The following is a 23957-nucleotide window of genomic DNA, read 5'->3' as shown; positions in this document are numbered from 1 at the left end:
ATGCGGCGGGAACCGCCGCCACATCGATGGTGCTGCGCCTGGCACGGCCGGCGATCACGCCGGAGGAGGAACAGGCACTCCGGGAGTTCAAGGCGATCAACTTCCCCGACGCTACCTATGGCGTGCAATTGCAGGATCTCGCCGTGCCGGGCCTTGCCGCCGAGGGCAAGGTGGCCGTCAGCTATTCCGAGGAGACGGTGACGCTTTCGGGCGGCGAGACCGTCACGCTGCGCAAGCCGCATTATACCGTGGCCGACCTTGCCTATGGCCCGCTCGGCGAGACGACGACGCTCTCGGCACGCATCGCGCCGCCGATGATCGGCCTTGGCCTCATCGAAGCCATTCCGGAAGCCGACATCCTCGCCCATGCCGACCCGGACGACCGGGACGGCGACGGCATTCGCGGCCGCGCCGCCATCGTCCGCGATCATCGCACCAGCGAACTTGCGCTCGGCCGCTTCGGCTGGAAAGCGCAGAATGCGAGCGTGCGCGATCAGGTGGCCAGCGCGTTCTCCGCCGATATCGGCATTTCCACCCCCGACCGGCCGGATCCCTATGGCGATTGCACGGTCAAGCAGCCGAAATGCCTCTCCATGCCGACCGGCGTGCAGAAGCGCCTCGGCGATACGGAGGCTCCGGGACCGATCCTCGATCTCGTCACCTTCTACTCGGAAAACCTCGCCGTGCCCGCCCGCCGCAAGGCGAGCTTTCCCGATGTGCTGCGCGGCAAGGACATGTTCTATCAATCCGGCTGTCCCGCCTGCCATACGCCGAAATTCGTCACGCGCGACGATCTCAAGGGCAGCGACGGCAAGGATAAGGCTCAGGCCTTCCAGCTGATCTGGCCCTATTCCGATTTCCTGCTGCACGACATGGGCGACGGCCTCTCGGACGGCCAGCCGGTGGGTGTGGCATCCGGCCGCGATTGGCGCACGCCACCACTCTGGGGTATAGGCCTGACGCAGACGGTGAGCGGTCGGCAAGCCTACCTGCACGACGGCCGCGCCCACACATTGACCGAAGCCATCCTCTGGCATGGGGGAGAGGCGGAGAAAGCCCGCAATACCTTCACAAACCTGCCGCCGGACGACAGGCAAGCCCTCATCAACTTTCTGGAGTCTCTCTGATGCGCCCCTGGACATCCCTTGCCAAGCCGCTTGCCGCAAGCCTCCTTCTTAGCCTCACGGCACTGCCTGCCGGCGCCCAGGAGGCAACGACCAACGGCGCCGGCCTGAACGAGGCGGCCGTGCCGGGAGTGATGCAGAAGGCAATCGACGACGTCATCCGCCCCGGTTACCGCGCCGTTCATGACAGCGCCTCGAAGCTGACGACCGCAATGAAGGCGCTTTGCGCCGATCCGTCCGCGGCAAGCCTTTCCGCCGCACAGTCCGCCTTCGGCGATACGGTAAAGAGCTGGTCGCGCATCGAGATCGTGCAGACCGGGCCGATCATCGAAAAGAACCGCTTCGAGCACATCCTCTTCTACCCCGACCGCAAGGGCGTTGGTTTGAAGCAGGTACAGGCGCTGATCGCCAAGGCCGACGAGCACGACACCACCGTCGAGGCCGTCGCCGGCAAGAGCGTGGCGCTGATGAGCATGACGGCGCTGGAATATGTGCTCTATGGCAACGGTTCCAGCGTTCTCAGCTCCGAGAAGCAGGGCTTCCGTTGCCGCTATGGCGCTGCCATTGCCGGCAATATCGAGAATGTCTCCAAGGAAATCGCCGACGAATGGGATGATCCGAACGGCGTGCAGAAGTCCTGGAAGAACCCCGGCAAGGACAGCGAAGAATTCATGGACAACAAGGAGGCGGTGACGGCGCTGCTCGGCATCCTCGTTCATGGTGCCGGCAACGTGCGCGACCAGCGGCTGGAAACCTTCTACAAGGGCGATCCGGCGGCAGCGCGGCCGAAAATGGCGATCTACTGGCGCTCCGGCAACACCTGGACCTCGCTCACCGCCAATCTCGAAGGGCTGAAGGCGCTCTGGGAAAAGGCTGGGATGGCCGACCTCCTGCCCGCCGACAAGCGCGACATGGCCGGCAAGATCGACGCGCTTCTCGACAAGCTGATCGCCACCGCACCGACGATCAATCCCGATATCGACGCAGCGATCGCCAGCGATGCCGACCGCGCCAAGATCGACAGACTGCTTGCCGACACCCGCGACCTCACCACCGGCTTCAGCGACAACTACGGCGGCGCGATCGGCCTTTCCGCCGGCTTCTCCTTCGCCGACGGAGACTGACGGCGATGCGGAGCGCGCTGATCGACCGCAGGGCCTTCGTCAAGGCGGCGGGGCTGACCTTCCTGGCGGCCTTGAAGCCCGGCGCGCTGATGGCATTGGAGCGGGCCGACGCGGTCTATGCCTCCGGTATGCGCGCCGCTGACGGCTCCTTTGCCGTCGCGACAGTCAGCGAGCGCGGTGAGATTATCGACCTGATAGCCCTGCCCGCCCGCGCCCACGGCATGGCCTTTTCGAAGGCGACCGGCAAGACCGTCGCCTTTGCCCGCCGGCCCGGCACCTATGCGATGATCTTCGATCCCTGGAACAAGGGCGAGCCTATCGTCATCACCGCGCGCGAGGGTCGGCATTTCTACGGTCACGGCACGTTTTCGCCTGACGGTAAGCTGCTCTATGCCAGCGAGAACGATTTCGACGCCAACAAGGGCATGATCGGCATCTACGACGCCCGCAACCGCTTTACCCGCATCGGCGAATACGAGACCTACGGCACCGGGCCGCACGACATGACCGTTTCGGACGACGGCAAGCTGCTGATCGTCGCCAATGGCGGTATCGAGACGCATCCGGATTTCGGGCGCACCAAGCTCAATCTCGACCACATGGAGCCGTCGCTGACGCTGATCGACGCGGCAAGCGGCCGGCTGATCGAAAAGCATGCCCTGCCGCCACAATACGCCCAGGTCTCCACCCGGCACGTCGATATCGACGCCACCGGCCGCATCTGGTTCGCCTGTCAGTATGAAGGCCGCCGCAACGACCTGCCGCCGCTCGTCGGCCATTTCGCCAAGGGCGAGGATCTGACCTTCGTTCCCCTGCCCGACGACACCACCCGCGCGCTCGGCAACTATGTCGGCGCCATCGCCGTCAACCGCGCCGACAACCTCGTCGGCGTGACATCGCCGGTCGAAGGCACCTCCGTGACGCTGGACGCGAAGACCGGGGCGGTGCTGAAGGTCGAGAGCGTAGCGGATGCGGCGGGGATCGCGCCGGCAGAACATGGGTTCGCGGTGTCGTCCTATCGCGGCGAGTTTCTGGGGCAGCGCAGCGATGTGGCCTGGGATCAGCATATCGTGCGGATCGGGCGTGGCTGAGGCATGCGACGTTGGCCCCGCATCTACCTCACCACCGCTTGGCAAACTCCGCCTGCTCCACGCTAATCGCCGCAGCCGCCGCCTTGGCTGAGATCCTCAGCCAATCGCCACCGCGCTTGTCGAGATCCGCCAGAATTCCCGGAATGCGCGACGCGTCGTCGGCCTGGCAATTGGCGATCTCGAAGCCCATCAGGTCGAGCATGTCGGGTGACAGCAGGATCTGCGCATCGCCCACGACTTCGATCTTGCGGCTGTTCGGTGACAGGCGGCGGACCAATAGTTTGCCGGTCACCTGATAGCGCGGATCGGGAGCGCGCGTCCGGCCGGCGGCGATGATGCCCGTGTAGATTGCCGTGTTCGATGGGTTGTGCCGCAGCGACCACGCGGATTGGGCCAACGCCTTGACCTCGCGCAGCACCGGTCCGCCACGCCATTCGACATCGGCGACGAAACGCGGACGACCGAGGCTGCCGGTGCCGGCGGTGCGCGGCTTGGGGACGAAGGTCAGTGTCGGGTCCGGCAGCGACCGTCGCAGAGCATCGAGATAAGGCTCCGGCACCGGTTTGACCGTCGGCGGCAGGTCACGAAACTTATCCCAGAATGCCTTGCGCTCGGCGTTCGACAGGATCACCGCGTTGCGCAACCATTTGTAGTCACGCTCCAGAATAACCGCCGAGGGCTTCTGCAGGCCGCGCCGATAGCCGCCCAGAATCGCATCGGCGATGACACGCGGCGTCGGGCCGTCATCGCCGCGCGCCAGGATCGCACTCGCCGCCAGCCGCACCAGGTCGAGCATATACGGCATGGTCGCGGCATCGTCGAAATCGTTGACGCCCCAGACCAGCCGCCCCTCCTCGTCGCGCCAGGTGCCGAAATTTTCCAGATGCGTGTCGCCGATCGCCAGCACTTGCGGCGCATCCGCAAGGTCGGGGCAGATGTCGAAGATGGTCTCGGCCCAGCGCCAATAGGTGGCGCGCAGGAAGACGAAGCCGCCACTCTTCATCTTCTTGTACTTCTTCTCGAGATCGGCCACCACCAGATCGGCGCCGAGCTGTGCCCGCATCCAGCTTTCATAGGCTTTGGTCGATTGCAGGATCGTCGCCATTTAAGCTCCATCTCGAATCTCTTGCTGAACATACTGAAAACCGCGCATCATGGAAAAACAATGTCGCGGCTGCATCATTTCCCCGAGATCGATTTCCGCCGCATAAGCCTTGTCCAAACGGCGCCGCCATGCCAATTTCGCACCCGCGAAAGGGAACAGCATGACCGGGGAAAACAGCGGCGACTACAGGGCGCGCATCAGGACGAGTTTCGAGCGGCAGGCGGCGATGGCGACGATCGGCGCGGAACTGACGCGCGTCGAACATGGCATGGTCGAGATCGAGCTGCCGTTCGACGTCAAGCTGACGCAGCAGCACGGCATCCTGCATGCCGGCATCATCTCGGCGGCGCTGGATTCGGCCTGCGGTTTCGCGGCCTATAGCCTCATCGACCCCACAGCCTCGATCCTCACCATCGAATTCAAGGTCAATCTGATGTCGCCGGGACGCGGAGAGCGCTTTCTGTTTCGTGGCGAAGTGACCAAGCCGGGCAATACCATCATCGTTGCCGACGGGCGTGGCTATGCCATCGGCGATGGACCTGCCAAGCTGATTGCCTCCATGACCGGGACAATGATGGTCATACGGGGCCGAGAGGGAATTACCGGATGACATTCGAACTGAAGCGCGTATCGGGAAAATCCATCCTGTTCGTGATGGCGGCCGAAGCCGAATATGGCCCCTTCTTGCGGTCCCGCTTCGAACCGCTGATCACCGGCGTCGGCCCGGTCGAGGCAGCGGTTGTCCTGACACGCACGCTTGCACGGCTCGAAGCGCAGGACGACCTTCCCGACCTCGTGGTATCGCTGGGATCGGCCGGTTCCGCCAGGCTGGAACAGACGGAAGTCTATCAGGCCACCTCCGTGTCTTATCGCGACATGGATGCCTCGCCGCTTGGTTTCGAGAAGGGCCGCACGCCCTTCCTCGACCTGCCCGCCACCATAGAATTGCCTTTACGCATTCCCGGCGTTCCGGAGGCCAGCCTTTCGACCGGCGGCAACATCATTTCCGGCGCGGAGGCCTATAGCCGGATCGCTGCCGAGATGGTGGAGATGGAGACCTATGCCGTGCTGCGCGCCTGCCAGGCCTTTGGCCGACCGCTGATCGGGCTGCGCGGCATTTCCGACGGAAAGGTCGATCTGCAGCATATTTCCGACTGGACGGAATATCTGCATATCATCGACCGCAAGCTTTCCAATGCCGTCGACGGGCTGTTCACCGCCCTTGAAGACGGCGTATTCTGGTTCTAAAGGACCGGAAACCGCTAGAATTGAGGACAATCGGGACAATAAATTCGGCTCCGCCGCGATTTGCCCGATTGCCAGCGAAAGCGCTTTTCATTAAAGGCTCGCCATGACCCAGACAGCACAGCCCGATACCGTTCTCATCGTCGATTTTGGCAGCCAGGTAACGCAGCTCATCGCACGGCGCGTGCGCGAAGCGGGCGTCTATTGCGAGATCGTCCCCTTCCAATCCGCCGACGCCGGCTTCAAGCGGCTGCAGCCAAAGGCCGTGATCCTCTCCGGCAGCCCGGCCTCGACCGTGGACGAAGGCTCGCCTAGAGCGCCGCAGATCATCTTCGACAGCGGCGTGCCGGTCTTCGGTATCTGCTACGGCCAGCAGACCATGTGCATGCAGCTCGGCGGCAAGGTCGAAAGCGGCCATCACCGCGAATTCGGCCGCGCCTTCCTCGACGTCAACAAGGATTGCGCGCTGTTCGAGGGCCTGTGGTCCTCCGGTTCGCGTCATCAGGTGTGGATGAGCCATGGCGACCGCGTCACCGCGCTGCCAGACGGTTTCGAAGTCGTCGCCACGTCCTCGAACGCCCCCTATGCCTTCATCGCCGACGAGAAGCGCAAATATTACGGCGTGCAGTTCCATCCGGAAGTGGTGCATACGCCCGACGGCGCCAAGCTAATCGGCAACTTCATTCACAATATCGCAGGGATCAAGGGCGACTGGTCGATGTCGGCCTATCGCGCCAAGGCGGTGCAGGCGATCCGTGATCAGGTCGGCGACAAGCGCGTCATCTGCGCGCTCTCCGGCGGCGTCGATTCCTCCGTCGCGGCCCTCCTGATCCACGAGGCGGTCGGCGACCAGCTTACCTGCATCCTCGTTGACCATGGCCTGATGCGCAAGGACGAGGCGGCCAATGTCGTCGCCATGTTCAGTGAGCACTACAATCTGCATCTGCTGCATGTCGACGCTTCCGAGCGCTTCATCGGCGAGCTGGAGGGCGTCAGCGACCCCGAGACCAAGCGCAAGATCATCGGACGTCTGTTCATCGAGACCTTCGAAGAGGAAGCCAAGAAGCTCGGCGGCGCCGATTTCCTCGGCCAGGGCACGCTCTATCCCGACGTCATCGAAAGCGTTTCCTTCACCGGCGGTCCCTCGGTCACCATCAAGTCGCACCACAATGTCGGCGGCCTGCCGGAGCGCATGAACATGCAGCTCGTCGAGCCGCTGCGTGAACTTTTCAAGGACGAGGTGCGCGCGCTCGGCAAGGAGCTCGGCCTGCCCGACAGCTTCATCGGCCGCCATCCCTTCCCAGGTCCGGGTCTTGCCATCCGCTGCCCGGGCGGCATCACCCGCGAGAAGCTGGAGATCCTGCGCGAAGCCGACGCCATCTATCTCGACGAAATTCGCAAGGCCGGCCTCTACGACGCCATCTGGCAGGCCTTCGCCGTGCTGCTGCCGGTCCAGACCGTCGGCGTCATGGGCGACGGCCGCACCTACGAATTCGTCTGCGCACTGCGCGCCGTCACCTCCGTCGACGGCATGACCGCCGACTTCTACCACTACGACATGGAATTCCTCGGCCGCGCCGCGACCCGCATCATCAACGAAGTCCGCGGCATCAACCGCGTCGTTTATGACGTGACATCGAAGCCGCCGGGCACGATCGAGTGGGAGTGAAGTTCAATTTTGCGCTGGGTGCAGAAGATCCTCGTCGAATACGAAAATGAACTTCGTGCTGTTGCCGAGAGAGTTGCTGGGGCTATCCGCCAGCCTGGTCGTTGCCACCGTGCGCAGCGATGAACATGGCGACAGCCGACCGGCAATAGGATTCGATTTCGTTGTCGTCCTCTGCTCTCGCCTGATCGAAGCGTGCGATAATCAGGAGATCGGATCCTTTGATAAGCGCGGCAAACAAGCGGGCGGACCGGAGAGGATCGGGCACGTTCAGAGCCGCCTTCGCGTGTAACTGACGTAATAGGGCCTCGATTTGGGCGATGACATAGGCGGGGCCTGCTTCGTAATGGAGCTTGCTTAATGAATTTTGATTCGTCTTGTCGGCCATGATCATGGCTTCGACACTGCGGACGTCCGGGCTCAACAGCGTGCGAAGCAGGTATGTTCCAACCGCCATGAGTTGATGTTCTGCCGAACCGCCGACGCTTTCAATAAGAGCCTGAGGTGCAAACTGTTGGCAGTGGGCTGCGATGGCTGCGCTGAACAGCGCCTCCTTGTTCTCGAAGTGCCGATAGATGCTGAGCTTGGATATCCTCGCTCGCTGGGCGACCTTGTCCAATGTCGTCGCTTGAAAACCCAATTCCACAAAGAGTTCGCATGCGGCGTCGACTATCGTTTGGCTAAGCGCCTCGTTGGCGGGGCGGCCGCGCCGGGCCTGGCTGTTTTGGGTCACGATAATTACAGTCCTTGACAGTATCCCAATTCTTGGATTACGATACCATACAGTATCCAAAATGTGCAAGCCAATGGGTGGGTTTTAACAATGTCCTCCAAATCAAGTTTCCCGAGGCCGCTCGGCGATATCGAATGCGGCATCGTCCGGCCGGTCAATACAGTGATCGGCGACAGTCTCGGCGATGCCGGAGCCCTGCTCGCTGCCCGTCTCGAGCGCGTATCGCTGGACGCTATTTCGCGCCAGACCAAACCCACTCCCCTCCATCCTCAACACGGAGCCCATCACCATGGATGACGTCATCATCATCGGCGGCAGCTTTGCCGGCCTCGCCGCCGCCCTGCAGCTCGGCCGTGCCCGCCGCAAGGTCACCGTTCTCGATACCGGCCTGCCGCGCAACCGCTTCGCCGGCCACTCGCATGGTCTGCTCGGCCACGATCACAAGCCACCGCTGGACATCCTGGCCGAGGCGCGGCAGCAGCTGGCGCGCTATCCCACGATCAGGCTGGTCAATGCCCGGGCCGACAGCATCTCCGGCGCCATCGACAATTTCTCCGTCCTCACTGGCGATGGCGAAAGCCTTGGCGCGCGCCGCCTGATCCTGAGCTATGGCGTTGTCGACCAGATGCCCAATGTTCCGGGGTTCGCCGAAAGCTGGGGCACATCCATTGTGCCCTGCCCCTATTGTGACGGCTTTGAAGTCGCCGGCCAGCATTGGGGTCTCGTCTGGTCCGGCCCGCAGTCGATGAATCAGGTCAGGCTGTTCCACGATTGGACCGACAGATTGACGGTCTTCGCCGATGGTCACGATATTCCGCCCGATATCCGGGCCGATCTGGCTCGCCGCAACGTCCCTGTCGTCGATGGCCGGATCACTGGGATCGCCCAACGCGGGGCCCAGAACGCCACCGTCAAGCTCGATACCGGCCCCGATGTCGCGGTCGACATCCTGTTCGCGCATCCGCGCAACAAGCCGTCCGCAAGCCTGCATGAATCACTGGGGCTCGCCACGGTCAAAACACCTCTCGGCATCATCCTCAAGGTCGACGAGCGCCGCGAAACCAGCATGCCCGGCATCTACGCCGCCGGCGACCTCGCCAACCCCATCACGCCGCCATCGGTCACCCTGGCATCGTCGCACGGCGCGATGGCGGGTATCTTCGCCCAGCAGTCGATGCTGGTTTGAGAGCGCAGATTGGAGATGAACATGGCCGTCGAACCGGACAGCGCGGGTGTGCGCTTCCCTCCGCCCTTCATCTATCTGGGAGCGCTGCTGTTGGGGCTGGCGGCGGAGCGGTTCGTCACCCTGCGCTCTTTCGGCACCGACTGGCGGTCGCTGATCGCAGCAGGCGCGCTGCTGTTCGTTGCCGGCGCGGCGGTGATGCTTGCGGCGGCGGGGCTGTTCCGGCGGCTGGGCACCAATGTTCGGCCGTCGCAGCCAACGACCCTCATCGCGACGACCGGCCCTTATCGGTGGACTCGCAATCCCATGTATCTCGGCATGGCGCTTGTCTATGCGGGCCTCGCGATCGGCTTCGACGGGCCGATCGCCTTCGCCTTGCTCCCGTTGGTGCTGATCGCAATCCAGACGCAGGTGATCGCCCGCGAGGAGCGCTACCTCGAAGCGAAGTTCGGCGACGACTACCGCCGTTACAAGGCCGAGGTTCGCCGCTGGCTCTGACTATTTCGCCGCTGCCGCCTGCGGGGCCTCCGCTTGCTGAGGGCCAGTGGGTCCGGAAAAGCGATCGACTTCGATAGATGCCGAAACCGCACAAAAATTTTCGTGCTATTTTTCCCTTTGAAATCAAAACTGTAACGTTTTGACGGCCCATGGGTCGGCTTTTTGCGCGGCAACGAATAAAAAACCTAGAGATGTCAATGGCTTAACTAAATTTAGAGCAATCGAGTGGGAATAGACGGGAGTACCGGGGGAGCCGACAAATATTCGGTCGCGCGCTGCTCCAACACGTTAGCGCGCGACCAGTTCTTGGCGTCGATCACACGTCCGTAGATCGATTACTGCTCCTTCTTGAACAAATCCTGGAAGATGAGCTGGCCCCAAGTGCGGCCGCGTGCGTGCACCAGCGCGCCACCCTCGTCGAACTTTCCCAGCTCGACGGGTGCGAACCCGAGTTGTTTGGCCAAGGCCGCCACGGGAGCGATCGCGTCCGGGTCGTCGCTCGACAGAAAGACGACCCGGTGGCCGCCCTCGACGACCGGATCGGTAGCCAGGGTGGCTGCGATCAAGTGATTGAAACCTTTCACGAGCTTGGCGCCCGTGAACGCCTCCGCAACGAAGGCGGAGGACGGGAGGCCGTCCAGCTCTTCAGGGACTGGAAACGCGTTCATCGCGTCGATGACCGTCTTGCCTTTCCAGCTCGACAGGGCCTTCGCAACCTCGCGATACTCCCCGAACGGGACCGCCAAGATGATCGTGTCAGCCTCGAGTGCATCCCGCAGCGACTTTGCGGCGACCGTGGGTCCAATCGCCCGAGCCTGCGGCGCCAACACCTCGGCCGGCCGGCGGCTCGCGACGGCCACCTCGATGTTGTTACGGGCGAAGGCCTGGGCAAGGGCCTGGCCTATCCTCCCGAATCCTACAATCGCATAGCTCATGATACTTCTCCAATCCGTGTTGATATTGATTCCCCGGCCTTCAACAGCGCCGGATTATCCGTTTCGTTGTGTGGCGCTCCGGCGCGAGTTCAGATGGCCGAGAAGCCGCCGTCGACAGACAACTCCACCCCATTCACGAAGCTCGAATCGTCTGAAGCAAGAAACAGCGCGGCCGCCGCAATTTCCTCAGGACGACCCATCTTTCCCCGCGGGATCAGAGATTCGAACATCTGCTTCGCCTCCTCGGTGAGGACTTGGTCCTGCATCGGCGTGGCGATCGGCCCCGGGTGCAGCACGTTCACCCGGATATTCCTGCCCTTCAGTTCGTTGAGCCACCCGCGTGCGAATGCGTGCAACGTCGCCTTGCTCGCCGCATACACGCTGTAACCCGGAAAACCTTTGATCGAAGCAACCGACCCGGTCATGAAAATCGATCCGCCATCGTTGAACAGCGGCAACGCCTTCTGAACCGTAAACAGGGTGCCGCGCGCATTCAGGCCGAAGGCCGCATCGAAATGCTGCTCGGTAATCTCGCCCAGAGGGACGGCTTCGCCCATGCCGGCGCTCGCGTACAGGATATCGATCTTGCCCTTTTCCCGTTTGACCGTGTCGAACAGGCGGTCGAGATCGTCGAGATTGGCCGCGTCGCCGCGCACGCCGGTCACGTTCCGGCCGATCAGCTTGACGGCCTCGTCCAGCGCCTCCTGTTTCCGGCCCGTGATGAAGACATAGGCGCCTTCTTCAACGAACCGCTTGGCGCTCGCCAGCGCCATGCCGCTCGATCCACCCGTGATGACTGCAACCTTACCCTCAAGCTTTCCCATGATTTCTCCTTTCGTGGTGTCGGGACAATATCTGCCTCCGAGGACCTCGAAATGGGTCCGCCGGCGTCAGTTGTTGAGTGCGGAAGCGCGCACATCGGTGGTGCAAAATTGATCCGGTTGGACGACTGGTGCCTGCCGCGACGATCGGTGTCCGCCGTTCGGAATCGGGCCGCGCTCTTCGGCAAAAGCTATGATGACCGCCTGTACTGCTGTACGATGCGTTAAATACGAGCTTTGGAAGGCGCACCGCGTGGTGCCGGATTGCACCATGATCGACTGGGATGACATTCGCTACTTTCTTGCCGTGGCGCGCGGAGGCTCAGTGCGGGCTGCGGCCGAGGGCCTTGGGGTGTATCACTCGACCGTGCTGCGACGCATCGCTCAGCTCGAGGAACGCCTCGGGGCGCAGATGTTCGAAAAGCTGCCTTCGGGCTACCGCCTGACGGCGGCGGGCGAGGAGGTCCTCGAGCTCGCAAACGAGATGGAAGCGTCGTCGCACCAGCTGGAGACACGCGTCTTCGGTCGCGACCAGAGCGTGCGCGGACTTCTGCGGGTGACGTTGGCTCCGACCCTTGCGACACATCTGCTCATGCCGGATCTCGCCGATTTCGCGCATCTGCATCCGGACATCGAGATGGACATCGTGTCGTCCGGCGAGCTGGCAAATCTGACCAACCGAGAGGCCGATGTCGCGATCCGCGTCGTTTACGACCGCAAAACCCTGCCGCTCAATCTTCACGGCCTGAAGGGACCGGAGCTCTTCAGCGGCGTCTACATGTCTCGCGATCGACTGGCCGCATGGCATTCGGGTGCGCCGGATCCCGTCCGGTGGATCGTCATAAGCATTCATGGAATTCCGGATTGGGCCAGCGAGGGCGAGGTTCGCACCACAGGGGTTCCGTTCAGGACCACGGACGGCGAGGCGCAGATCGTTGCAGTACGGCAAGGGCTCGGGATGACGACACTGCCGTGCTTCGTCGGAGATGCCGACCCCCTCCTGGTGAGGGTGCCGGGCACCGACCTGCACATGCATGGAACGCTCTGGCTTCTCACGCAGGGGGAGACACGTAAGACGAAGCGCGTGCGGCTCTTCACGGAGTTCGTATTCCGCAGGCTCGCCGCATACGCTCCGCTTCTGGCGGGGCTGTCCATATTGCGCGACTGACGCCCGGCAGGCCGCTGGCGACACCTGCCATAGTCCGGTCGCAAGCCGAGCCGCGATCGCTTGAAGCGGCGGCGTTCAATCCGCGAATGTTGCGCCGTATCGCAACCGGCGCGAAGGCACTCTGGGTACCTTTCCCGGACGTGCCCAATCGCTCAATTCAGCAAATCGGACGCATCCGGGGTATCACGAAAGGCGTGGCGCCCTTACTTCACCGTGATGCTCAGACCGCTGATATCGGCGTTGATCTGCAGGCCTACCTGCCTGCCTGTGAGTTCGAGTTGGGCGCCCTTGTCATTGGTCATGACGATCATCTGAGCCCCTTTGCCGACTGCGCCGCCGCCACCCGCTGCACCATAGATCCCCGACACATCCTGGGCGCGGCGAATGTGGCGCACCGTGCCTTGGAAATAGGTCTTGGAGGCCCCGAAGGCGAGGCCGCCCGAGATGCCGCCGATCGAGACCGGATATTTGCGACCGTGGAAGGTCAACGTGCCCTCGCCTCCGGAGCCACCGACGAAGAAGGCCGCCTTGTAAACGGCGAAACGGATCGTGCCGCTGTCGGCATGCGCGGCACTGGCAAAGCCAATTCCCGCGGCAGCGATGGCGGCAACCGTGACTGAACGAAATCCGGACGAAATCTTCATGATGAGCTATTCCTCTAGAGCGCCGCTTAACCCAGCCGGCCGGGCACGACGTCAGCGTCGTATCAAAGTTATATATGAACAGTTTCGCGCGTCATTGGTTCCAAAGCACGATAATAACAAAGCGTTAGAGCACATCCAAGTAATCGGGTGGGAACGGGAGGCTGGCTCATCCGAGCATCCAATGTCAACCACCCTATCCCCTCCGAGCGGTGATAATCCATGCACGCGAGTCAAAGAGTACGCCCTCCGTGGTCATATGCGCGCCCAGTAGATCGCGTAGCCGCTGCAATGCCTTGTCAGGCGCTTCCTCGGTTCGCGAAAGCGCATCCTTCACAAGATAGAGATTGATGAGCGCATCAAACGCCGCATCGACGTTGGAGCCATAGAAGACCGGTTCCCGCACGTCGATAAAATCGATCGAAACAAAGCCGGCCGTGCTCAGAAGTTCTGTGGCGATGGTGGGATCGCCGAGTGAGAACGGTGTGAGGGCATTTGCGGAAACTGCGGTTTCCGGGGCCAGGGCTCGCCGAATGGCACCAGACCACTCGTTGCGCGCCTGGCTCTGCCACACCATCCATGCAAGGCGCGCGCCTGGACGCAGCGCGCGGGCGATATTGGCAAACGCCGCCGCCGGATCGGCAAAGAACATCACGCCAAACCGGCTGATGCAGAGATCGAAGCTGGCAGCAGGAAATGCGTGATACTGGGCATCACCCTCTTCAAACGCAATATTTTGCAAGCCCGCTTCTTTGGAGCGCCGTCGCGCAACCTCAAGCATCTCCGAGGACGTATCCACGCCGATCGCGTCGCCTTCCACCGCGATACGGGCAGCCTCACGCGTCGATTGTCCCGCCCCGCAACCGATATCGAGCACGCGGTCACGTACTCCAACGCTGGCGGCGGCGCGCAAATGACCGTTGTGCCGTTTTAATTCCGCGTCATAGAAGTCAGCACGATTCAACATCTCCACCCTCGCTTGGTTCTGTCTCGGTCACTTGGTTGATGGGGCAACCTCAACGATTATCGTTCCTATCGATCCCCTTGGGAAACCGGTTGCATATCAAGATCGGTATGGGATAACAAAACCAGTTGCGAAATGCAATCAGATATTCTGCAAGGGGAGGAACAACCGAAATGAGTGAACGAATCATCATGGCTGACGGTGTGGAGATTGCCACGCAGGTTTTTGGCGACCCGACCGATCAGCCCACTCTGCTTATCATGGGAGCCATGGCTTCAATGCTGTGGTGGCCCGAGGCGTTTTGCCGGCGGCTCGCCGCCCAGGGCCGCTATGTCATCCGCTATGACAATCGCGACACCGGCCTTTCGACCTTCTATGAGCCGGGCAGCTCTCCCTATACGATGGACGACATGGCCGAAGACGCAGTGCATGTGCTCGACGCTTACGGCATCGACAGCGCCCATCTGGTCGCCATGTCGCTGGGCGGGATGATCGCGCAGATCGCAACCCTTGCCCATCCAGCGCGGGTGAGAACGCTGACGCTGATCTCCACCACGCCGATCGGCATCGACACCTCTGCTCTACCGCAGACCAGCGATAGCTACATGGAGCACGCAGCGGCAGGCGAGAGCATCGATTGGACCGACGACGCTCAGGTCATCGATTTCATCGTCAAGGATACGCGGATGATTGCCGGCACGGCACACCCCTATGATGAGGCAGGTGCCCGTGATCTTGTCGAGCGCGACGTCAAGCGCGCCAAAAACTTCGTCAGTGCGACCAATCATTTCATGCTGAAGGGTGGGGAAGCGTGGAAGAACAAGCTCAGCGAGTTGGCCGCGCCTCTTCTCATCATCCACGGTACGGCAGACCCGATCTTCCCGGTCGAGCATGGCGAATTGCTGGCGGAAACCATCGAAGGCGCGAAGCTTCTTCGTCTCGAGGGCGGCGGCCATGAAATTCATCCAGAGGATTGGGATGAAATCATTGCGGCCATCGATGCTCACACCGGTGCACAGCGTCGATAGAGGCCGAGATCGCGAAAAATTCGCGAGACACTGTCGGTTTCCGAAAGCCCCATTCGTCGTTCCGATATCAGGCCGACGAGGCCGGTTCAAACAAGGAGACGGACGATGCGCGTTATGGTTTTGGTGAAGGCTACCGACGACAGCGAAAGGGGGTTTTTCCCCACGCCCGAGACCATGGAGATGATGGCGGCGATGGGCAGATTTAACGACGAGCTTCGCGATGCCGGCATCCTGGTTACCGCCGACGGCCTCAAGCCCTCGTCGCATGGCAAGCGTATCGCCTTCGATGGTCCGGGTCGGACGGTCATCGACGGACCTTTCACAGAGACCCGCGAGCTGGTCGCCGGCTTCTGGCTCTGGGACGTCAAGGACATGGACGAGGCGGTCGCCTGGGTGAAGCGCTGCCCCAATCCCATGCCGGGACCGAGCGAAATCGAAATCCGGCCGCTATACGAGATGGCTGATTTACGCCAATAATCCGGCGTCGAAGATTACGGGAGGCGCCCTTGCCTCCCCAGGGACGTTTGATACGCAGGATAATGCCATACATGGATGACCAAGCCGAAATCGCAGCGCGGGCGAGCGGACTAGCGGAGATTCTTGCGCCTCGCCTTTCCGTGGTCTTCTGCGGCTTGAACCCTGCTCTCACAGCACATCGTGATGGCCACAACTTCTCGAACCGAAGCAACCGCTTCTGGCGTGTCCTGCATCTCGCCGGATTTACGCCCCGCCTGCTGCGGGCGGAAGAAGAACGCGAGATGCTGAGATATGGCCTGGGCCTGACATCGGCAGTCTCGCGTCCCACGAAAAGCGCCAGCGAGCTTACGAAGCGCGATTACATCACCGCAGCTCCAGCGCTGGAAGACAAGATCACAAAGCTTGCACCAAGAAATCTGGCGTTTCTAGGCAAGGCGGCCTATGCGGCGATCAGCCTTCAAGCGCATGTCGAATGGGGCCGGCAGCCGGATAAATTTGCCGACGCTTCGGTCTGGGTGCTTCCAAATCCGAGCGGACTCAACAGGGCCTTTGATCTCACGAGATTGACGGAACATTATCGCAAGGTGAAATTGGCGGTCGATCGGGCGGCTGCCCTTATTGAGTAGCCGGGAATGAAGAGCGTAAGAGACTGCCCCGCGCGGCCGGCTCGCGGGGCTGACGGTTCCTGCGCGCTTCACTTCACCGCGATCACGACCTTGCCCTTGGCGCGACCGGTCTCGACGTAAGCCAGCGCCTCATTGGTCTTTTCGAACGGGAAAACCCGATCGATGACGGGACGTATGGCTCCCGTCTCGATCAGCGCTGCGATCTGCCCGAGCTGTTCACCACTCGGCTTCATGAAGAGGAACGAATAGCTGACGCCATGACGTTTCGATTTCCTGCGGATGCCGAAGCTTAAGGCGCCCATGACCTGCCGAAGCAGCCAGCCGGAACCGTTTTCTCTGGCAAACTCCGGATCCGGCGGACCGGAGATCGAGATGAGCTTACCACCCGGCTTCAGAACGCGCAGTGATTTCTCCAGCGTATCCTTGCCAAGACTGTTCAGCACGACATCATATCCCTGCAGGACATTTTCGAAATCGTCCTTCTTGTAGTCGACGACGACATCCGCTCCGAGGCTTCTGACGAGATCGACATTGGCGGTGCTCGTGGTCGTCGCCACGGTCGCGCCGATATGCTTGGCGAGTTGGATGGCGATCGCCCCGACGCCGCCCGAGCCGGCATGGATCAGAACCTTCTGCCCCTTCTTCAGCTTTGCCCGCTCGACAAGCGCCTGCCAGGCGGTCAGCGCGACGAGCGGCATCGATGCCGCCTCTTCCATCGTCAGGGACTTCGGCTTTGCCGCCACATCGGCCTCGTTCATCGCGATGAACTCCGCGAAGGTGCCGATGCGGTCCTTGGCCGGACGTGCATAGACTTCGTCGCCCGGCTTGAAGCGCCGGACCCTGGAGCCGACCCGGACCACGACGCCCGCCGCATCATTGCCGAGGATCAGCGGCAGGCGATATGGCAGGATAAGCTTGAACTCGCCGTCCCTGATCTTGCCGTCCAGCGGGTTTACGCTGGTGGCATGGATCTGGATCAGGACGTCGTTGTCCAGCAACTCGGGCTCGGGTGCTTCACCGAATCGCAGAGCGGCGCCTTTCGCATAGCGATCGATCAGAAATGCCTTCATGATAACAACTCTCTTTTCCTAGGATTGCGGCGCTAGCGGCTCAGGCGGGAAGCCTGTTGAATTTCCGGAGATTCTTGTCGACAAACGACTCCGGCAGGAAGCGGCGGATGAAGCGGATCTGGCCTGCCGCCTTTCCTGCAGTGTACCGTCTTTTCGGTGCCGTCGCATTGGCCGCCTTGACCACCATGTCGGCGACGATCTCGGGCGCATCCCCCGTCTCGACGATCTCACGCATCAGCTTCTCAGCATCGGCACGAACGGTATCATACACGGAAAGCGGCTGATCCGGTCGCGTGAGATTCTCCTCGAAAGCCGTGCGGGTGATGCCGGGCTCCACCAGCACGACGCGTATACCTTGCGTCCGCACTTCGTGGTCAAGCGATTCCGAATAGCCCTCGATCGCGTGCTTGGTCGATGCATAAAGAGCGTTAAAGGGAGCGGGAATGAGCCCGAGAATGGAGCTCATGTTGATGATTCTGCCCTTCCGTTGGCGTCTCATGACGGGCAGCACAGCATTCGTCAGACGCACGACGCCGAAGACATTCACGTCGAACAGGGCCTTTGCCTGTGCGGCAGAGGACTCCTCGGCACCTCCGAGCAGCCCGATCCCGGCATTGTTGACGAGAAGGTCGATCCGCCCCGCGCGGCTCACGACATCGTCAACCACGTTCTGCACGGACCTGTCGTCGGTGACGTCGCAGACCAGCATTATCACGCCATCCGAGGTATCGGCCATCGGCTTGCGGCTGGTTCCGAACACCCGGTAGCCATTGCGCCGCAGTGCTCGCGCCGTTGCCAGCCCGATGCCGGAGGAAGCGCCCGTGACCAGGGCGACGCCGCGTTCTTTATTGCTCATTTGTCTCAGCTTTCATTTTTGTCATGGAACATCGATGAAAACTAAGTTACTATCATTTCGAAACTAAGTCACTATCAAAAAGATACTAACATGCAGAATCTTTCGGACCAACCATGCCTGATCGCCCGCAGCCTCGCTCTGGTGGGGGATGCATGGAGCATGCTTATCCTGCGGGACGCCCATGCCGGGCTCACCCGTTTCGATGAATTCCGCAAGAGCCTCAGCATCGCGCCTACGATCCTCACCCGTCGGCTTGCGGCACTAACCGAGGATGGATTGCTGGAGAAGCGGCGCTACTCGGAACGCCCGCCGCGCGATGAGTACGTGCTGACCGAAGCGGGCCTGGATTTCCTGCCGGTCTTGTTCGCGATCGGCGCCTGGGGGCGAAAACACCGCAACACCGACGGTGTCACCCGGTTCTTCGATGCCGAGACCGGAACGGAGATCGATCCTGTCACCATCGATCGCACGACCGGTACTCCGATCGGAACCCGCCCTATTCGCATCGTTATGCCGAAGTAAACCGCACAAACCACGGGGAAGAGCGGCCGCCCGGCTAATCAGCCATCGTCTCATCCTTCAAATGCAGGACAAAGCCGGTCGCAGCGGTCTCGCCCAGCTCCGGGCGGAGCTGCATGCTCGGGATCAGATAATCGCCGCCATTCTGTTGCCGATAGGGGATGGGCGGCGTGGAGCCGAGCGTCCGCATCCGCTCGCGCAGGCCTTCGGCAACGGACCCGAAGCCGGCTTCATCGAGACGATCGACGCTGTAGGTCACGAAGGGCGGCAGCACGTCATAGCCGGGATAATAGAGGATGCCGTGATTGATCGGGAAAAGCAGGTCGTCGATTGGCCCGTTGACCCCGCGCGGCGAGTAATGCGCCTCCCAGCCGCCGGCGGTGACGATCAGCATCGCGCGCTTGCCCGCCAGGGTGCCCTCCCCGTAACGATCCCCCCATCGCTTATCGCTATGTTCGCCGACGCCATAGGCGAAACCATAAGCAAAGACCCGCTCGACCCAGCCCTTCAGAATGGCCGGCATGGAGAACCACCAGAGAGGGAATTGCAGGATCAGTGTATCCGCCCACAGAAGCTTCTCAATCTCGGCTTTGACATCGTCGGTCAACGTGTCGGCATCAAAGGCATTCTTGGAGGCAGCGACCGCTATAAGACGTGCATCCGGCGCCAACGAGGGGAAGTCGGCGCGGTCAATCTCGGATTTCCAGCCGTCGGCATAGAGGTCTGACACCCGTACCTCATGGCCCTGGGCTTCCAGCTCCTTGATGGCGACGTCGCGCAGCGCGCCGTTGAGCGAGCGAGGTTCGGGATGGGCAAAGACAAGCAGAATTTTCATGGGGCAGCGATCCTTGAGTGACGGAAGTTTGACCCACAAAGTAGTCAACGCCGGAATGATCCGCTATATCTAGGCAATGGATAAAACTATGCCGAAAAATGGATAAATCCGATGTCTCGCTGGAGCGCATGCGAACCTTCGTCCGCGTGGCGGAGCGCGGCAGCCTGTCCGCGGTGGCACGCGAGCTCGAAATAGGTCAGTCGACGGTGACCCGGCATCTGCGGGAGCTCGAGGAGGCCGTCGGCGTCCCCCTGCTATCGAGAACCACCCGGCGCGTCACCATGACCGACGAAGGCAGCCGCTACTATGCCGACAGCATCCAGATCCTGCGGCTTGTCGAACAGGCCGGCGACGAGGCCCGCAGCACGCGCGGCGCGCCGGCCGGCACGATCCGCATATCCTGCACGGCGGCCTTCGGCGTCCTGCATATCAGCCGGATGATCTTCGCCTTTCAGGACCGCTATCCCGAGATCGCGGTCGATCTCAGTCTTACCGACGAACGCGTCGACCTTGTCGAAGAAGGCGTCGATATTGCGTTGCGCCTCGGTCCGCTCGCTGACAGTTCCACGAAGCTGCGAGCCCTCGGTCAAAGCCGGCGCCTGCTGGCCGCCGCACCCGCCTATCTGGCGGCGCGGGGGACACCTGTCGTCCCGCAGGACTTGTGCGATCATGAGGGCATCCGAATGTCGAACATAGCGGGCAGCGATACGCTCGTCCTGCAAGGGCCTGATGGCAAGCGCCATATGGTGCCTTTCGGCGGACGATTCCGCGTCGACCACGGACTTGCGGCACGCGAGGCCCTCGTCGCAGGACGCGGCATCGCCCCCACCCATCACTGGCTCGTCGACGATCTGCTGGCGACCGGCCGGCTCGTGGCAATTTTGCCGGACTATGCACTGCCACCGGTTCCACTCAGCATGCTGATCGTTCCCGAGCGGGCGGGAATTGCCCGGGTCCGGCTGCTGATCGATTTCCTTGCGCAAGAGATCGGCGGCATTGCCGGCATCGGGCAACCTGGCGAACGGAATAGCATCTAGCCCGACCGGGATCTTCGAAGGCCGCTACGACCCTGAGATAAGCGCTCCACGCATTCCGCCAGAGCACTTTTGCCGACCATGCGGACTTTCAGCTGGATCTACGAGGCCGAAAGGAGCTTGTCGCGTTCGTTTACGAATTGATCGATGTTGGATTTGCCCTTCACCGTCCAAAAGGCCGCACCGCTTTCATAGGAATAGCTCATCAGGCCCTCCGGAATATCGAAGGTCGAAAAATCCCAAAAGCGACGTCGCGCTAGGCTGCATATGTAATAGGGTAGAATCTGGTCGATATGATATTTGGGTTTGTATCTGAAAGTTCGGGCCAGGCTGCGGGCGAGCGTTTCCGCAAGCCGAACGGACCCACCGGAGTTGTTGAAAAAGACCGCCGAGGCGAGAACACGATACCAGTGCTTGCGCTTTTCAGGCCGGAAGATAAAACCGCCGCTCCGAAACGCTGCCTTGTCGCTGAAAAACTGCCATGGCGATTTGTTCATCACCGCATCGACATCGATGATCAGAAGCCGCTCCACGCCTTCATTCAGCAATATCGGCGCCAACAGGAACCGCGCCGCTGTGTAATAGACGGTCCGATAGGCGAGCCTGTCGGCAAGAACACAGGAATCAACGGTAAACGTCAGCTGAACATGCTTCAGCGTGGCGCGTAGCTGCGTCGCCTCATCGAGAATAGCCTTGGAAGGCTCCAGAAGATGAAGGTGCAACCGCTGCGGAATTCCAAGCAGCTCGATCGATTGGATGAGGTCGACCGCAAAAAGCCGATAATAGTTATCGTTGCAGGCGGCAAGTATGACATCGCCACCGTTTGGCATCTCACCGGAGATACCTTGGGAAAACGCCGAATACTCCTCGGGATCCTGCGTACTTGTCACCGCTCCCCTGACAATATGACGAAGAAGGAGCTGAAAGATCGCGCCATGTTTCTTTTTTGAAAGAGGCTTGTGGGGTGGCGTCTGGGAAACGCCTGGAATTGCGGTCATTTTGAAGAAATTCTGGGAGGGACAATACCACTCCCTACAATGGCGCCCGCAGAAACCGCAAGAGAGAGTCGAGGAAAATTAAGATCATACCCCATCTCGGGCTTTCGCCGAGGCCGTCCGCGCGGTTGCCGTTCGGCATTGATTGTCTGCCGACCAATGGGGCCATTGCATATGATCGGCAGCACACTCCGAACTCTGCCCGGCGGACATTTTACGGCTATCCGCCTAAAACCCCAGGGATTGCTGCACGGGCTTCGGCGGCGCGAGCTGGACGCCTTCGAGTTCCAGCATGCGGGCCTTGGCGGTCGAGCCGCCGGGCGCCGAGAAGCCGCCGATCTTGCCACCGGCGGCAAGCACCCGATGGCAGGGGATGATCAGCGCCACCGGGTTCCGCGCCATGGCCTGGCCGACATCGCGGGCAGCTTCCGGTCCCGCGCCGAGCTGCTTGGCCAGCGCGCCGTAGGTCGTGGTGTGGCCCCATCCGATCTCACGCGCCGCAGCGTAGATCTGATTGAAGAAGGCATCCTGTTCACCGAGATCCAGTTTGACACCGGAAAAGTCGATTTGCTCGCCCGCAAAATAGCGCTTCACGGCGGCGACCGCGTTGGCCACATCCGGCGTCGGTGTGCCCAGCCGGGCATCCGATAAACGCCGTAACAGAAGGCGCTCGGTCGAACCGGCGTCTTTCGTCGGCAACTGAAAGCGCGTAACGCCGATATCGTTCCAGGCGATCCCGCAGAAGCCGCCCGCGGTTTCGAAGATCAGATAATATTGCTGTGCATCGCTCATGGCAAAGCTCCATGTTTCCACTTGGCCATGAGAATCGTGCTTCGGACGGCCAAGTTCAACCCGATTCTTGCATGGATCGTATGTTCCTCTTTTGTTCTTGATTTTGCAACTATGCGATCTTAGGATACGCAGAATTTTCGCGGACAGGACAAGGCAGGGCCGCTTGGCTTTGAAGCAATCCCATGAGAAACAACGGACAGCTTTCGCTCAATCTCGGCGCGGGATCGCGGATGCGAAAATCCAAAGCCGATCCAACGCATGTGGAAGCGTTTTATTTCGCCATCCTGCCCGATCCGGACATAGCCTCGGCAAGTGTCGACCTGGCAAACGATCTGCGCCTGCAACATGGCTTTTCGGCAAAGCCGCGACGCCCGGACCTGTCTCATATCTCGCTTTATAGGATCGGCTCCTATCGCGGCCTGCCGGAGGAAGCGGCGTTTGCGGCAATGCAGGCAGCATCGACCGTCAGGAGGCGATCCTTCCAGGTGGAGTTTGACCGGGCGGTCAGCTTCGGGGGTGGCGACAATCGCCCGCTGGTTCTCTGGAACAGGGACGGAAATGCGGAGCTGAAGGCACTCCATCGAGAGTTGAACGATGCCATGCAGCTCACCGGATTCGCCAATGACGATGGAGGAAAATTCGAGCCGCATATGACGCTGCTCTATCAGGGCCATCTCATTCCGGAGGTCATGCTCGAAAGGCCCGTCACCTGGACCGTCCGGGATTTCGTGCTCGTCAACAGCCTGCAGGGCAAGGCCAGGCACGAACATCTTTGCTACTGGCTGCTATCGGACTGAGCCGCACTGCTCTTTGCTGCCTGCCCAACCGCCGCGATCGCATCGTCGACGCTGAAGCTGCAACAACCATCGACATCAGCCATGCCGGCCGCTGTCATCAAATCGCGGACGCGGTCGTGGACGCGGGCGAATTGCAGGCGGAGGCCGGCGACGCGCATGGCGCCATCGAATTCCATCAGTGCATCGAGCGCGGTGCTGTCGAGGTCGGAGCTCTCCTCGAGGCTGAGGACGACAGCCCTGATCCCCGCTTCTCCTCGGCTGCGCGACAGGATCTCACCGAAGATCGTATCGGCATTACCGAAAAACAGCGGCTCGCCGGGGCGCCAGATGGCGACACCGGGCGTTTCCGACGCCTCCTGATGACGGGTGAGGTCAACGAAATTGTGGCTGCTTCCAAGCCGCCCGAGCCGGGCGATATAGGGCGAGGCCAGGCGATGCATCATCGCGGCCAGCGACAGTGCGATCGCCAGTAGCATACCGTTGAGGACGCCGAAAATCAGCACGCCGGCCGTGGCGCCGAGGGCAACGTAGAAATCGCGATGAAGCCGCCTCAGGCGCAGGATCGGGCTGGGGTCGAGCGCATGCGTCAGCGCCGCGATCACCACGGCGGCGAGCACCGGCTCGGGCAGC

At 61.5% G+C, this 23957-nt stretch carries 28 protein-coding genes; 16 read left to right on the top strand and 12 right to left on the bottom strand.

Features of this window, described 5'->3' with window-relative positions:
• The 3 genes from PMI03_RS14525 to PMI03_RS14515 form a co-directional block, all read left to right on the top strand.
• A partial coding sequence (locus PMI03_RS14525; RefSeq protein WP_007694482.1) for a di-heme oxidoredictase family protein occupies positions 1 to 1127 on the top strand: 1127 nt, incomplete at its 5' end.
• Positions 1127 to 2248, top strand: coding sequence for an imelysin family protein (locus tag PMI03_RS14520; protein WP_007694480.1), 1122 nt, complete (start codon positions 1127 to 1129; stop codon positions 2246 to 2248). The genes PMI03_RS14525 and PMI03_RS14520, both read left to right, overlap by 1 nt.
• Positions 2249 to 2253: 5 nt before the next feature.
• Entirely contained in the window at positions 2254 to 3339 is a 1086-nt protein-coding gene (locus PMI03_RS14515) for a DUF1513 domain-containing protein (RefSeq protein ID WP_007694478.1), read from the top strand.
• A 28-nt stretch (positions 3340 to 3367) separates the two neighbouring features.
• Here the strand turns inward: PMI03_RS14515 and PMI03_RS14510 are convergent, their stop codons facing one another.
• Entirely contained in the window at positions 3368 to 4444 is a 1077-nt protein-coding gene (locus tag PMI03_RS14510) for a DUF2252 family protein (RefSeq protein ID WP_007694475.1), read from the bottom strand.
• 160 nt (positions 4445 to 4604) lie between these two features.
• Between PMI03_RS14510 and PMI03_RS14505 the strand changes: the two genes are divergently transcribed.
• The 3 genes from PMI03_RS14505 to guaA all read left to right on the top strand — a co-directional run bounded on the left by PMI03_RS14505 (position 4605) and on the right by guaA (position 7358).
• A complete protein-coding gene (locus tag PMI03_RS14505; RefSeq protein ID WP_007694473.1) occupies positions 4605 to 5054 on the top strand; it encodes a PaaI family thioesterase in 450 nt (149 codons plus the stop codon).
• Positions 5051 to 5692, top strand: coding sequence for a 5'-methylthioadenosine/S-adenosylhomocysteine nucleosidase (locus PMI03_RS14500; RefSeq protein WP_007694472.1), 642 nt, complete (start codon positions 5051 to 5053; stop codon positions 5690 to 5692). Before PMI03_RS14505 ends, PMI03_RS14500 begins: the two co-directional genes overlap by 4 nt.
• A gap of 103 nt (positions 5693 to 5795) precedes the next feature.
• Positions 5796 to 7358 (top strand): glutamine-hydrolyzing GMP synthase, encoded by a 1563-nt coding sequence (gene guaA, locus PMI03_RS14495; RefSeq protein ID WP_007694471.1) that lies wholly within the window; start codon positions 5796 to 5798, stop codon positions 7356 to 7358.
• Between the two features lie 82 nt (positions 7359 to 7440).
• Here guaA and PMI03_RS14490 read toward each other — a convergent pair whose 3' ends face one another.
• Entirely contained in the window at positions 7441 to 8088 is a 648-nt protein-coding gene (locus PMI03_RS14490) for a TetR/AcrR family transcriptional regulator (RefSeq protein WP_007694468.1), read from the bottom strand.
• A 90-nt stretch (positions 8089 to 8178) separates the two neighbouring features.
• Here PMI03_RS14490 and PMI03_RS30985 point away from each other — a divergent pair, with 90 nt between their 5' ends.
• Genes PMI03_RS30985 through PMI03_RS14475 form a run of 3 tightly spaced genes read left to right on the top strand, consistent with a single transcriptional unit; the run spans position 8179 to position 9769 of the window.
• Entirely contained in the window at positions 8179 to 8385 is a 207-nt protein-coding gene (locus PMI03_RS30985) for a hypothetical protein (protein ID WP_007694466.1), read from the top strand.
• A complete protein-coding gene (locus PMI03_RS14480; RefSeq protein WP_007694464.1) occupies positions 8378 to 9274 on the top strand; it encodes an NAD(P)/FAD-dependent oxidoreductase in 897 nt (298 codons plus the stop codon). The genes PMI03_RS30985 and PMI03_RS14480 overlap by 8 nt, the downstream gene beginning before the upstream one ends.
• A 21-nt stretch (positions 9275 to 9295) precedes the next feature.
• Positions 9296 to 9769 carry an isoprenylcysteine carboxylmethyltransferase family protein gene (locus PMI03_RS14475; RefSeq protein WP_007694462.1) on the top strand — a complete coding sequence of 158 codons (474 nt, stop codon included), beginning with the start codon at positions 9296 to 9298 and terminating at the stop codon, positions 9767 to 9769.
• A gap of 335 nt (positions 9770 to 10104) precedes the next feature.
• Here the strand turns inward: PMI03_RS14475 and PMI03_RS14470 are convergent, their stop codons facing one another.
• Positions 10105 to 10704, bottom strand: coding sequence for an NADPH-dependent F420 reductase (locus PMI03_RS14470; RefSeq protein WP_007694460.1), 600 nt, complete (start codon positions 10702 to 10704; stop codon positions 10105 to 10107).
• Positions 10705 to 10793: 89 nt separating this feature from the next.
• Positions 10794 to 11528 (bottom strand): SDR family NAD(P)-dependent oxidoreductase, encoded by a 735-nt coding sequence (locus tag PMI03_RS14465; RefSeq protein WP_007694458.1) that lies wholly within the window; start codon positions 11526 to 11528, stop codon positions 10794 to 10796.
• A gap of 268 nt (positions 11529 to 11796) precedes the next feature.
• On the opposite strand from PMI03_RS14465, the gene PMI03_RS14460 reads away from it, so the two are divergent.
• Positions 11797 to 12693 carry a LysR family transcriptional regulator gene (locus tag PMI03_RS14460; RefSeq protein ID WP_007694455.1) on the top strand — a complete coding sequence of 299 codons (897 nt, stop codon included), beginning with the start codon at positions 11797 to 11799 and terminating at the stop codon, positions 12691 to 12693.
• 203 nt (positions 12694 to 12896) lie between these two features.
• Here PMI03_RS14460 and PMI03_RS14455 read toward each other — a convergent pair whose 3' ends face one another.
• Both PMI03_RS14455 and PMI03_RS14450 read right to left on the bottom strand, forming a co-directional pair.
• Complete coding sequence (locus tag PMI03_RS14455; RefSeq protein ID WP_007694453.1) at positions 12897 to 13337, bottom strand: hypothetical protein; 441 nt, start codon at positions 13335 to 13337, stop codon at positions 12897 to 12899.
• 193 nt (positions 13338 to 13530) lie between these two features.
• Positions 13531 to 14301 carry a methyltransferase domain-containing protein gene (locus tag PMI03_RS14450; protein WP_007694451.1) on the bottom strand — a complete coding sequence of 257 codons (771 nt, stop codon included), beginning with the start codon at positions 14299 to 14301 and terminating at the stop codon, positions 13531 to 13533.
• 170 nt (positions 14302 to 14471) lie between these two features.
• Here PMI03_RS14450 and PMI03_RS14445 point away from each other — a divergent pair, with 170 nt between their 5' ends.
• From PMI03_RS14445 to mug, 3 genes are all read left to right on the top strand, one after another.
• Positions 14472 to 15326 (top strand): alpha/beta fold hydrolase, encoded by an 855-nt coding sequence (locus PMI03_RS14445; RefSeq protein ID WP_007694450.1) that lies wholly within the window; start codon positions 14472 to 14474, stop codon positions 15324 to 15326.
• A 105-nt stretch (positions 15327 to 15431) separates the two neighbouring features.
• The gene (locus PMI03_RS14440) at positions 15432 to 15803 is read left to right on the top strand and encodes a YciI family protein (protein WP_007694449.1); all 372 of its coding nucleotides are present in this window, start codon (positions 15432 to 15434) and stop codon (positions 15801 to 15803) included.
• Between the two features lie 71 nt (positions 15804 to 15874).
• Positions 15875 to 16429 carry a G/U mismatch-specific DNA glycosylase gene (gene mug, locus PMI03_RS14435; RefSeq protein WP_007694448.1) on the top strand — a complete coding sequence of 185 codons (555 nt, stop codon included), beginning with the start codon at positions 15875 to 15877 and terminating at the stop codon, positions 16427 to 16429.
• Between the two features lie 68 nt (positions 16430 to 16497).
• Here mug and PMI03_RS14430 read toward each other — a convergent pair whose 3' ends face one another.
• Entirely contained in the window at positions 16498 to 17499 is a 1002-nt protein-coding gene (locus PMI03_RS14430; protein ID WP_007694447.1) for an NADP-dependent oxidoreductase, read from the bottom strand.
• Between the two features lie 40 nt (positions 17500 to 17539).
• Positions 17540 to 18355, bottom strand: coding sequence for an oxidoreductase (locus PMI03_RS14425; RefSeq protein ID WP_007694446.1), 816 nt, complete (start codon positions 18353 to 18355; stop codon positions 17540 to 17542).
• 90 nt (positions 18356 to 18445) lie between these two features.
• On the opposite strand from PMI03_RS14425, the gene PMI03_RS14420 reads away from it, so the two are divergent.
• Positions 18446 to 18877: a helix-turn-helix domain-containing protein gene (locus PMI03_RS14420; protein ID WP_007694445.1), complete on the top strand. Its 432-nt coding sequence runs from the start codon at positions 18446 to 18448 to the stop codon at positions 18875 to 18877.
• Positions 18878 to 18911: 34 nt separating this feature from the next.
• Here the strand turns inward: PMI03_RS14420 and PMI03_RS14415 are convergent, their stop codons facing one another.
• Positions 18912 to 19709 carry an NAD(P)H-dependent oxidoreductase gene (locus tag PMI03_RS14415; protein ID WP_007694444.1) on the bottom strand — a complete coding sequence of 266 codons (798 nt, stop codon included), beginning with the start codon at positions 19707 to 19709 and terminating at the stop codon, positions 18912 to 18914.
• A gap of 98 nt (positions 19710 to 19807) precedes the next feature.
• Between PMI03_RS14415 and PMI03_RS14410 the strand changes: the two genes are divergently transcribed.
• Entirely contained in the window at positions 19808 to 20746 is a 939-nt protein-coding gene (locus PMI03_RS14410; RefSeq protein WP_007694443.1) for a LysR family transcriptional regulator, read from the top strand.
• A gap of 98 nt (positions 20747 to 20844) precedes the next feature.
• Here PMI03_RS14410 and PMI03_RS14405 read toward each other — a convergent pair whose 3' ends face one another.
• Together PMI03_RS14405 and PMI03_RS14400 are read right to left on the bottom strand one after the other, a co-directional pair.
• Positions 20845 to 21633, bottom strand: a complete 789-nt coding sequence (locus PMI03_RS14405) for a hypothetical protein (protein WP_007694442.1) — start codon at positions 21631 to 21633, stop codon at positions 20845 to 20847.
• A 333-nt stretch (positions 21634 to 21966) separates the two neighbouring features.
• Complete coding sequence (locus tag PMI03_RS14400; protein WP_007694441.1) at positions 21967 to 22530, bottom strand: methylated-DNA--[protein]-cysteine S-methyltransferase; 564 nt, start codon at positions 22528 to 22530, stop codon at positions 21967 to 21969.
• A gap of 182 nt (positions 22531 to 22712) precedes the next feature.
• Between PMI03_RS14400 and PMI03_RS14395 the strand changes: the two genes are divergently transcribed.
• Positions 22713 to 23327 (top strand): 2'-5' RNA ligase family protein, encoded by a 615-nt coding sequence (locus tag PMI03_RS14395; RefSeq protein WP_039974045.1) that lies wholly within the window; start codon positions 22713 to 22715, stop codon positions 23325 to 23327.
• Here PMI03_RS14395 and PMI03_RS14390 read toward each other — a convergent pair.
• Positions 23306 to 23957, bottom strand: a 652-nt coding sequence (locus tag PMI03_RS14390) for an STAS domain-containing protein (RefSeq protein ID WP_039974043.1), incomplete at its 5' end; no start/stop codon positions are given. The genes PMI03_RS14395 and PMI03_RS14390 overlap by 22 nt on opposite strands.

The organism is Rhizobium sp. AP16 (assembly GCF_000281735.1).
GTDB classification, from domain to species: Bacteria; Pseudomonadota; Alphaproteobacteria; order Rhizobiales; family Rhizobiaceae; genus Rhizobium; species Rhizobium rhizogenes.
Note: the sequence above shows the minus strand (reverse complement) of the source record. Positions and strands in the feature narration are given on the sequence as shown.